Annotated in this window: 4 protein-coding genes; all 4 read right to left on the bottom strand. The window is 72.0% G+C overall.

Annotated elements, in window-relative coordinates; genetic code table 11:
• Window positions 1–251, bottom strand: a 251-nt coding sequence (locus G3I41_RS28925) for a hypothetical protein (protein WP_164403345.1), incomplete at its 3' end; no start/stop codon positions are given.
• 258 nt (window positions 252–509) lie between these two features.
• Window positions 510–1,586 carry a HAMP domain-containing sensor histidine kinase gene (locus G3I41_RS28930; RefSeq protein WP_164403342.1) on the bottom strand — a complete coding sequence of 359 codons (1,077 nt, stop codon included), beginning with the start codon at window positions 1,584–1,586 and terminating at the stop codon, window positions 510–512.
• A complete protein-coding gene (locus G3I41_RS28935; RefSeq protein ID WP_073963975.1) occupies window positions 1,583–2,320 on the bottom strand; it encodes a response regulator transcription factor in 738 nt (245 codons plus the stop codon). The genes G3I41_RS28930 and G3I41_RS28935 overlap by 4 nt, the downstream gene beginning before the upstream one ends.
• A gap of 236 nt (window positions 2,321–2,556) precedes the next feature.
• Window positions 2,557–3,249, bottom strand: a complete 693-nt coding sequence (locus tag G3I41_RS28940) for a spermidine synthase (protein ID WP_164403344.1) — start codon at window positions 3,247–3,249, stop codon at window positions 2,557–2,559.
• Window positions 3,250–3,488 lie beyond the last annotated feature (239 nt).

Below are 3,488 nucleotides of genomic sequence, written 5' to 3' on the forward strand. Positions count from 1 at the left end.
GCGGCCGGGGCCGCGGGCGCTGCAGCCCCCGCGGCTGCGGCGCCGGGCTTGTCCGCCGTGCCGGTCTTGCCCGGCTTGTAGTCGGCGAAGAAGTCCCACCAGGCACGATCGACCGAATTGGGGTCCTGGAGGTACTGCTGGTAGATCTCGTCGACGAGCCACTCATTGGCGCCGAATGCCGCGGCCGGGTTGGTGCCCGGGCCGGCCTGGTCGGTCGAGATGCTCGAGTTACTGGGGGACTGAGACGACACGGCGGTGACCGCCCTCTTCCGCTTCGCAAGGTGATGGACAGCGGGAATCAAGGCTACGCCTCCGTGGCCGTTCCTTGCAGGCCGGGGAGGTCTTCGTCGTGCAAGTCACATCGGAAGCCGGGTTTCGGCGCTGGAAATGGCGGGAAACAAGCATGGTTCCGCTTCAGTCCGGGTACGCGAGGCCGCCGCAGCGGCCCCCCTGGACCGTATCCCGTGAGCGGAACACGCAGAACCTGGCCTTCCGGTTCGAACCCTACGTCAACCTCGCGGTTGCGGAATCCCCGGAAGAGTGACGCGGATGCGGCAGCCGCGAACGGATTCGGCCACACCGATCCGGCCGCCGTGGAGATCCACCGCCCAGCGGGCGATCGCCAGGCCGAGTCCCGTGCCGCCGTCGCTGCCCGGGCCGTGCGGCGAGGCCACCTCGCCCCGGTTGAACCGCTCGAAGACCCGGTGCCGCTCGGACTCCGGAATGCCCGGCCCCTCGTCCACCACCTCCAGGTGCAGGGACTCCGGCTGCGGGCCGCGCCGGGCCAGCACCGTGACCCGGCCGTGCGGCGGGCTGTGCTTGACGGCGTTGTCGATGAGGTTCGCCACCACCTGGTGCAGCCGCTCCGCGTCCGCGTGCGCGGTCAGCTCCGGCGGCGACACGTCCAGGTGCAGATGGACGTCCGTACGGGAGTGGTTGCCGGACCCGGAGGAGAGCCGGCGGTGGGCGGCGGCGAGGTTCGCCTCCTTCAGCACGCCCGAGAGGTACGGCCACACCTCGAAGCGGTTGGCCTTCAGCGTGACGACGCCGTTGTCCAGCCGGGACAGGTCGAGCAGCGTCTCCACGAGGCGGCCCAGGCGCTCCGTCTGCTTCAGCGCGGTGCGCATCGTCTCCGGATCGGCCGAGGACACCCCGTCCACGACGTTCTCCAGGACGGCTCTCAGCGCCGCGATGGGGGTCCGTAGCTCGTGTGAGACGTTCGCCACCAGCTCCTTGCGGTGCCGGTCCACGGCCGCCAGGTCGTCGGCCATCAGATTGATGGTCTGCGCCAGGTCGCCGAGCTCGTCGCGCCGGTCCGCGCCGTTGACCCGGCGCGTGTAGTCGCCGTGCGAGATCGACCGGGCCACCGCCCGCATCTCGTCCAGCGGCGCGGTCAGACCGTGCGCGACGAACTGGGTGATCAGCAGGGTCGCGATGACCGAGAACACGGTGATGAACCGCAGCTCGGTCCGCGTACGGAAGGCCACCATGATCAGCCCGGTGGTGATGAACACCGAGACCACCACCAGGGTGCCCAGCTTGGCCTTGATCGAGAACGGCCGCAGCCCCGGTCCGGGCGAGGTCATGGCGCGGGGGTCTCCAGCGCGTAGCCGACGCCGTGCACGGTACGGATGCGCTCCGCGCCGATCTTCCGGCGCAGCGCCTTGATGTGGCTGTCGACGGTCCGGGTGCCCGAGGCGTCCGCCCAGTCCCAGACCTCCGCGAGCAGCTGCTCCCGGGAGAGCACCGCGCGCGGGGTGTTCGCCAGGCAGACCAGCAGGTCGAACTCGGTCGGCGTCAGGTGCACGTCGTCGGCGCGGACCCGCACCCGGCGCTGCGCGTGGTCGATCTCCAGCTCGCCGAGGCGGAGTATGCCGCTGCGCGGCGTCACGGCGGCCAGCGCCGCCCGCTCCACCCGGCGCAGCAGCACATGCACCCGGGCCGCCAGCTCACGCATCGAGAACGGCTTGGTCATGTAGTCGTCGGCGCCGACCCCGAGCCCGACGAGCATGTCCGTCTCGTCGTCCCGCGCGGTCAGCATCAGCACCGGCACCGGCCGCTGGGCCTGCACCCGGCGGCAGACCTCCAGGCCGTCGAAGCCGGGCAGCATGATGTCGAGCACCATCAGGTCCGGCTGCCATGCCTCGGCCGCGTCCACGGCGGCAGGGCCGTCGAGAGCGGTCTGCACGAGAAAGCCCTCCGCCCGCAGCCGGGCGGAGATGGCATCGACGATCGTGGCGTCGTCCTCGACCACCAGCACACGGCGCTGCGCGCCCGGGGTGGCCGCGACGCCGCTGTGGGTGGTGTGTGTCTGTTCCATCGCCCCGCCCCTGCCCGTTCTCACGGAGGACATTCCCCCGGACGTACGGATTTCGCTCGTTGAATTTCGTTGGGTGATCCCGCTACCGGTCAGCAGCGTAGAGGCAGCGGAGGGTTTCCGGCTACGCAGGGTGCAAGGCCGGACCGCCGCGAGATCCCCCCGCGCGGGGCGGAGTGTCGCGCTTGTGGGGCTTGGCCCCCGCGGGTTCGGGGGCTCCCGGTACCCGGCGGGGGACGTCACTCGGCCCGGATTGCGAGATGGACCACGTCGGGCACACCTCGGGCAACGCCCACTTCTTCCGCCCGTACCCCCTGGAACCCGGCATTCCGTAGGGCCTGGTCGAATGCGGCGGACGGTTGTGCGGACCAGACGGCGAGCACCCCGCCCGGGTTGAGCCGCGCGTGGCAGTCGGCGAGACCGGCGGGGGAGTACAGGTCGTTGTTGTCCTCGGTGACCGTCCAGTCCGGCCCGTTGTCGATGTCCAGACACAGGGCGTCGTAACGGTCCGTAGTCGTACGCAGGTACGCGACGAGGTCGGTCGTCAGGATCTCCGTGCGGGGATCGGCGAGCGCGGGTCCCGAGATCCGGTCCAGCGGTCCCCGCCGGTGCCAGTCCACGATCGCCCCCTCCCGCTCGGCGACCGCGATCCGACCCCACCGGGGCTCGGCGGCGGCCCGGGCGAGCGAGAACCCGACACCGAGTCCCCCGATCAGCACGGAGGGCGCGGACCGGCCGGCCGGGAGCGCGGCCAGCGCGGCGTCGATCAGCAGCCGTTCGGACCGTCCGTCGGAGGTGTCCATCAGGAAGCACCCGTTGGCGATGATCTCGAAGTCCTCCCCGCGCCGCCGCAGGACGACCTCCCCGTACGGTGCCTCGCGGCGGTCCAGGGTGACGGGGGCGTCGGCGTCGGGGCCGAACGTGTGGGGCATGGCGCTGATCTCCGGTGGCCGTGGTCGCTGTCCCCGCCATCCTCGCGCGCCGGGACGGGCGGGGGCCAGCGGATTCGTACCGGTGGGCCGCCCTGGGTCAGCCGCGCTCGCGGCGAGCCCCGCGTACGGCGTAGAGCGCCGCCCCAGCCGCGAACGCCGCCGCCGCCACCGCCCACGCCCACACCTGGGGCCCCGGCTGCATCGGCCAGGCCCACACGGAGGCCGCGCCGCCCGGGGTG

Source organism: Streptomyces sp. SID9727 (assembly GCF_010550605.1).
Lineage (GTDB): Bacteria > Actinomycetota > Actinomycetes > Streptomycetales > Streptomycetaceae > Streptomyces.